Origin of the sequence: Methanobrevibacter sp. (assembly GCF_017406825.1) — an archaeon.
Classification (GTDB): Archaea; Methanobacteriota; Methanobacteria; order Methanobacteriales; family Methanobacteriaceae; genus Methanocatella.
In genome coordinates this window covers 23,745-29,842 of record NZ_JAFQXT010000020.1, presented here as the reverse complement: position 1 = coordinate 29,842, position 6,098 = coordinate 23,745, and the positions used below count along the sequence as shown (strand labels likewise).

Here is a 6,098-nt window from a genome sequence, read left to right as displayed (position 1 = left end):
TGCTAAAACCAATTCCAAAGGTCTTGCTAAAGTAACCATTAAAGGCAGCGTTACCAAGAAGATCAAAAAAGGTAAAAAATACTTCTACAGTGCAAAATACCTTACCAACCGTGTAAAAGGAACAATAAAATTCAAATAAGGGGAATCAATATTTCCCTTAATTCTTCTTTTTTTAACAATTCATCTATCTATATCAGTTAAACACCTTATTTTTCAATCATTGCATCAAGCATATCAAAATAACAACTAATTATTTTATACATATTTGCTCAAACTATCAATATATGGGAGCATCCGTTAATTATATCGTATGTAAATTCGCTCCGGTTTTCAGCTCAATGTTTTCATGCAAATTTTTAAATAATTATTTTAACTATTAATCATAAATTCTATAATAGTGTAATTTTTATAAAGGTGATATTTTTATGAAAGGTCTTATTTTAATTATGGATGGTATGGGTGACCGTCCTATTAAAGAATTAGGAAATAAAACTCCTCTCGAAGCGGCGAACACTCCAAATATGGATAAGATGGCTGCTGAAGGAATTACAGGAATTATGGATTCAATCGCACCGGGAATCATCCCTGGAAGTGACACAGCGCACTTGTCAATATTGGGATATGACCCATATGAGGTATATACCGGAAGGGGACCCTTCGAAGCGAACGGCGTCGGTGTCGAAGTTCTCCCTGGCGATATAGCATTCAGATGCAACTTCTCAACAGCCGATGAAAACCTGATAGTCACAGACAGACGTGCAGGAAGAATCAAGGAAGGAACCAAGGAAATCGTGGAGGAATTAAACAAGATGGTTCTTGAAGACTATCCTGACATCAAGATTATCTTCAAGGAATCAACCGGTCACAGAGCTGTTCTCGTACTTAGGGGCGAAGGATTGTCCGACAAAGTAAGCGATGCAGACCCTAAAGTGGAAGGAAACAAGCCAAAAGAGGTTAAGGCCTTGGACGATACTCCTGAAGCTGCAAAAACAGCAGACATTCTAAACAAACTGGTTGTTAAGACTTATGAAATGGTTAAAGACCACCCTGTCAACCTCAAAAGAATCGAAAACGGCGAACATCCGGCAAACATCGTCATTCCACGTGGAGCCGGAGAGGTGCCGGTTGTAGAATCACTGAATGAAAAGTATGAAATTAATTCCGCATGCATTGCCGAGACAGGACTGATTATGGGAATCGGAAGGTTCGCAGGCATGGACATCATCGAGATGGAGGACGTGACAGGTGGAATCGACACCAATCTCGAAAACATCCGTGACACCATCATAGACCAGGTTAAAAACTCAGACCATGACTTTTTCCTGATAAACATCGATGGAGCTGACGAAGCAGGCCACGACGGCCAGACAAAAGAGAAAAAGGAATTCATTGAAAAAGTTGATGAGGTGGTAATGAGCGAGCTGATTAAACTTGAAGATGTCTACATCTATCTGACCGCCGACCATTCAACTCCAATATCCGTAATGAACCATTCAGGAGACCCTGTGCCTGTATTAATAAGGGGTCCTGAAGTGAGAGTCGATGATGTTTGCGAATTCTCCGAACGCGCCTGTGCAAAAGGAGGACTCAACAGGATCAGAGGCTCCGACGTAATGAACATCATGATGGACTTAATGAATTACGCTCATAAATTCGGCGCATAAGGTGGGAAAAATGGTGGCTGAAAAACTATTCGGAACATCCGGAATCAGAGGCAAAATCGGCTCTGAAGTAACATGTGAATTGGCATTGAATGTCGGAAAGTCACTTGCCTATTATTTAGGCAATCAGGGCACTGTTGTACTGGGTTATGATACAAGAACAACAAATGAAATGTTGGACCAGGCAATCTGTGCAGGACTTCTGGAAAGCGGAGTCAATGTGGTTAAGATAGGTATGGTTCCCACTCCTTTAGTTGGATATGCTACCGAAAAACTGAATGCCGATGCGGGGATAATGCTTACGGCATCCCACAACCCTTCACAATACAACGGAATAAAGTTGTGGAATAAGAACGGAATGGCATATACCTCTTCACAGGAACGTGAAATCGAAGAGATATATGCAGATAAGTCCTATATCTCAGTAAGTTGGGAAAATGTCGGCAGGTTAAGTGTGAATGAGGAAATAAAAGGCCAATATATTGACGATTTGGTCAGTTTGGTAAATATTAAAAAAGGCCTTAAGGTAGTAATCGACTGCGCATCAGGGGCAGGAAGTGAAATATCACCTTTAGCATTCAGAAAGGCAGGATGTGAAGTCACAACACTCAACTCACAGCCGGACGGATTTTTCCCAGGACGTAATCCGGAACCAAACGCCGAAAACCTGCAGACATTAATGAAGACTGTCGTTGCTATCGGAGCGGATTTGGGAATTGCCCATGACGGTGATGCGGATAGGATGATTACAGTTGATGAGAAGGGCAATATCTCACCATTTGACTCTCTCTTGGCACTGATTTCAAAAGAGTTTGAAGGGGATATCGTAACCACAGTCGATGCGGGCTTATGCATGGACGAATCCGTGAAAGGCAATGTCTTAAGAACTGCTGTCGGCGACGTCAACGTCGCTGAAGTAATCATTGAAAAGGATGCTGCATTCGGAGGCGAGCCGTCAGGAACTTGGCTGCATCCGGACTTCTGCATGTGCCCCGACGGAATACTGTCAGGCTTGAGGATGGCAGAGATAGTTTCAAGGGACGGCAAGCTGTCAGAACTTCTTGCTGAAATTCCATCATATCCCAATATCCGTGAAAAGATCACATGTTCAAAAGAGGCCAAAGTCAAGGTAATGGAGAATATGGAGGATCTGCTGAAGCAGGCTTTCGATGACATTGTTGATGTCAATTCACTTGACGGCGTCAGACTGACATTTTCCGATGACAGCTGGGTGCTGGTAAGGCCTTCAGGAACTGAGGATTACATAAGAATCACTTTGGAATCCCGTGACGCCGGCAGGGCTGAGGAAATCAGGGATATCTGTGTTAAAATAATTAATGATAACCTATAAAGATGATTCATTCATCTTTTTCTTTTTTTGAAAAAATAAATAAAAAAAGTTCTTTAAAGAATAAGAATTCTTTAAAGATTTAATTTTTGTTAAAGACCTACTGTTTCAAGTCCTTTTGTGGCAAGTAATTTTGTAAATGAACCTTCCGGTTGCATTATGATGTTTCCGTTGTTGTATTCATCAAGGGCGGCTTGCATCATGGTTGTTTTCTTTTCAGGATTTGTGGCTGCTTGAGCCAATGCTCTGATAAGAACCTTACATGCATCTCCTCTTGACATTGTTCCGGAATGTTCTCCTCCGTAACCGTTGTATGCGTCGTTTTCACGAACGATATCTGCTGCGGAAAGGTTAGTCACCTCACCGTCAACCTCCAATGGCCTTACGGAATCGATAATATGATCCACACCTTCATCGTATACGACAACTACAGCATCACATGTCATGTTTGTGTTGTATTCCACGATTTCTTTTGCGTATTGCATACCTTCCTCTACTCCATCGTAAAGACAGTCGTGCATGTACATTTTTCCTCCTCCGATTGCGCTGGAGGCGGGTTGTGTTGGATGTGTCATTCCTCCAGGATAGACAGGAGTGTAGTTTTTAAAACTTCCGTTTTCTAAGTGGACCATAAATGCCATGTCACATCCACCGTTTGACTGTTCGTATTTGTCACAGGTTAATACGAGAATGTCCTTGTCTTCTTGAGTTAAGTCAGGGCCACTGTTTAGACCTGCATAAATAGAGGCCAATAATCCTAAAAGAATAACTAGAAGAATTGCTATAATCAGTTTTTTATTTCTCTTCATTGTAATTCCCACGCATAATTTTAAGAATAATTTAAATTAATACAAATTATGTTGTATTATTAATGTATTTGAAAATTAATTATATATAAATATTTTTAAAAATAGTGGATTTTTACTGATTTTTCAATAAAATATAAAAAAAGAATTTTTAAAAAAGAAAAAAAGTTAGAAGAATAATCTATTCTTCTGCGATGAATGCATCTTTACCTAAAGCTGCACATTCTGGGCAAACCCAATCATCAGGCATGTCTGCTGGAGTTGCTCCGGCAGGAATGTTGTATGCAGGATCGCCTTTTTCTGAGTCGAATCTGTATTCGCAATGTAAACAAACATATACTGTCATTTTAATAATCTCCTAAAAGTTTTTGCTATTAGCATAGCTAATATGATTTTTAGTTTATTGTAAGTATTATTTAATAATTTTCATTTTCCATAGCAAAATTATTTTATAAAGTAAAAATAAAACATATAATATTATTATATAATTTCTCAAAGGGGATAATAAAAGTGAAAGCAATTATTTTAAGCGCCGGTGAAGGTTCCAGAATGAGACCTTTAACATTGACAAAGCCTAAAACTATGTTGCCGGTTGCCGGAAAACCTATCATGCAATATAACATTGAATCATTAAGGGAAAATGGTATTAAAGATATTTTATTAATCGTACGTTATAAAGAAGAGATGGTCAGGGATTACTTCGGTGACGGAAGTGATTTCGGAGTTAACATCTCCTATAAAACCCAAAAGGACTTTCTGGGCACTGCCAATGCAATAAGTTATGGAAAGGACTTCATTAAGGACAGCCTTATTGTTCTAAATGGGGATATCATTCTAGATGAGGAAATCATCAGCGAGATAATTAAAAAATACAATTATCTGAAGCCGGACACCCTGATGCTTCTCACGGAAGTGGAGGATCCGTCCGCATTCGGAGTGGTTGAAATCGAAGACGGCAACATCAAAAGGATTGTCGAAAAGCCTAAAAAAGAGGAAGCTCCAAGCAACCTGGTCAATGCGGGAATTTACGTATTCAACAAGGACATTTTCGATAAGATTGACAGAACCGAGCTTTCAGAGCGCGGAGAGTATGAAATCACCGATTCGGTTTCCCTGCAGATAGATGACGGCAAAACAGTAATAGGCCACAAGACCGATAAGGATTGGATTGATGTCGGAAGGCCGTGGGAACTGATTGAAGTTAATGAGGAGCTGATTTCCCAACTCAAGACTGACATTAAAGGAAAAATCGAAGACGGAGCTCATATTCACGGTGAAATATTCCTCGACGAAGGCAGCATTATCCGTGCAGGGGTATACATTGAAGGGAATGTGTACATAGGAAAGGACTGTGACATAGGTCCTAATTCATACATTCGCGGAAATTCCTATTTCGGAGACAATGTTCATGTCGGAAATGCGGTCGAGATTAAAAACTCAATCATCATGGAAAACACCAATGTCAGCCACCTGAGTTATGTCGGCGACTCCGTAATAGGTTCAAACTGCAATATTGCGGCAGGAACCAATATTGCTAATTTACGTTTTGACAACAGGTCAGTCAAAACCAAGATTAAAGATGAAATGATAGATAGTGGAAGGCGAAAGCTCGGATCCATCATTGGGGATGCCGTTAAAACTGGTATCAACTCAAGCTTTTCACCGGGTGTGAAAGTGGGCCATAACGCCACTATCGGTTCAGGGGTTTTGTTGTATGATGATGTACCCTCCGATACAAGAGTGTTGGTAAAACAGAATCATATTATCCAAGACAAAAAAGCAAAGAAATAGGCGATATTATGGAAAATAACAAAGACTCTATTGTAATATGCCCAGGCGCACAGGTAATTGGCGATGTTGAATTAGGCGAAGATGTATCAATCTGGCATGGAGCCGTAGTAAGGGGAGATACAGATTCAATAAGCATTGGAAACAGGTCCAATGTCCAGGACAATTGTGTTGTTCACTGCACAAAAGGCTTTCCCGTAGAGATAGGGGAAAATGTATCTGTCGGCCACGGAGCAGTTGTCCACGGATGCAGACTGGATGACAACGTTCTGATTGGAATGAATGCAACTGTCCTCAACGGCGCGCACATTTCAAAAAACTCCATAGTAGGAGCTGGTGCGGTCGTAAGTGAAGGAAAGGAATTTCCTGAAGGAAGCTTGATTTTAGGCGTTCCCGCAAAGGCAGTGAAGGAAATCTCACAGGAACAAATCGAAATGATTCAAAACAATGCGGACAATTACGTGAAACTTTCAAAACAGTATAAGGATGATTAGA

At 40.4% G+C, this 6,098-nt stretch carries 6 protein-coding genes; 4 read left to right on the top strand and 2 right to left on the bottom strand.

Annotated features, from left to right (window positions below; genetic code table 11):
• The first annotated feature begins 425 nt into the window (after positions 1 to 425).
• A complete protein-coding gene (locus tag IJF99_RS03360) occupies positions 426 to 1,664 on the top strand; it encodes a 2,3-bisphosphoglycerate-independent phosphoglycerate mutase (RefSeq protein ID WP_292792064.1) in 1,239 nt (412 codons plus the stop codon).
• A gap of 10 nt (positions 1,665 to 1,674) precedes the next feature.
• A complete protein-coding gene (glmM, locus tag IJF99_RS03355; protein ID WP_292792062.1) occupies positions 1,675 to 3,012 on the top strand; it encodes a phosphoglucosamine mutase in 1,338 nt (445 codons plus the stop codon).
• A gap of 89 nt (positions 3,013 to 3,101) precedes the next feature.
• On the opposite strand, the gene IJF99_RS03350 is transcribed toward glmM, so the two are convergent.
• A complete protein-coding gene (locus IJF99_RS03350; protein WP_292792060.1) occupies positions 3,102 to 3,818 on the bottom strand; it encodes a DUF4012 domain-containing protein in 717 nt (238 codons plus the stop codon).
• Between the two features lie 178 nt (positions 3,819 to 3,996).
• On the bottom strand, positions 3,997 to 4,161 hold the full coding sequence (locus IJF99_RS03345; RefSeq protein WP_292792058.1) for a rubredoxin: 165 nt from the start codon (positions 4,159 to 4,161) through the stop codon (positions 3,997 to 3,999).
• 158 nt (positions 4,162 to 4,319) lie between these two features.
• Between IJF99_RS03345 and glmU the strand changes: the two genes are divergently transcribed.
• Entirely contained in the window at positions 4,320 to 5,606 is a 1,287-nt protein-coding gene (gene glmU / locus IJF99_RS03340) for a bifunctional sugar-1-phosphate nucleotidylyltransferase/acetyltransferase (RefSeq protein ID WP_292792066.1), read from the top strand.
• An 8-nt stretch (positions 5,607 to 5,614) separates the two neighbouring features.
• The gene (locus IJF99_RS03335; protein ID WP_292792056.1) at positions 5,615 to 6,097 is read left to right on the top strand and encodes a gamma carbonic anhydrase family protein; all 483 of its coding nucleotides are present in this window, start codon (positions 5,615 to 5,617) and stop codon (positions 6,095 to 6,097) included.
• Position 6,098 lies beyond the last annotated feature (1 nt).

What these genes read in the sequence shown, in the direction of transcription:
- IJF99_RS03360 (WP_292792064.1), top strand. Translation starts at nt 426, where the DNA reads ATGAAAGGTCTTATTTTAATTATGGATGGTATGGGTGACCGTCCTATT.
- glmM (WP_292792062.1), top strand. Translation starts at nt 1,675, where the DNA reads ATGGTGGCTGAAAAACTATTCGGAACATCCGGAATCAGAGGCAAAATC.
- IJF99_RS03335 (WP_292792056.1), top strand. Translation starts at nt 5,615, where the DNA reads ATGGAAAATAACAAAGACTCTATTGTAATATGCCCAGGCGCACAGGTA.
- IJF99_RS03350 (WP_292792060.1), bottom strand. Translation starts at nt 3,818, where the DNA reads ATGAAGAGAAATAAAAAACTGATTATAGCAATTCTTCTAGTTATTCTT.
- IJF99_RS03345 (WP_292792058.1), bottom strand. Translation starts at nt 4,161, where the DNA reads ATGACAGTATATGTTTGTTTACATTGCGAATACAGATTCGACTCAGAA.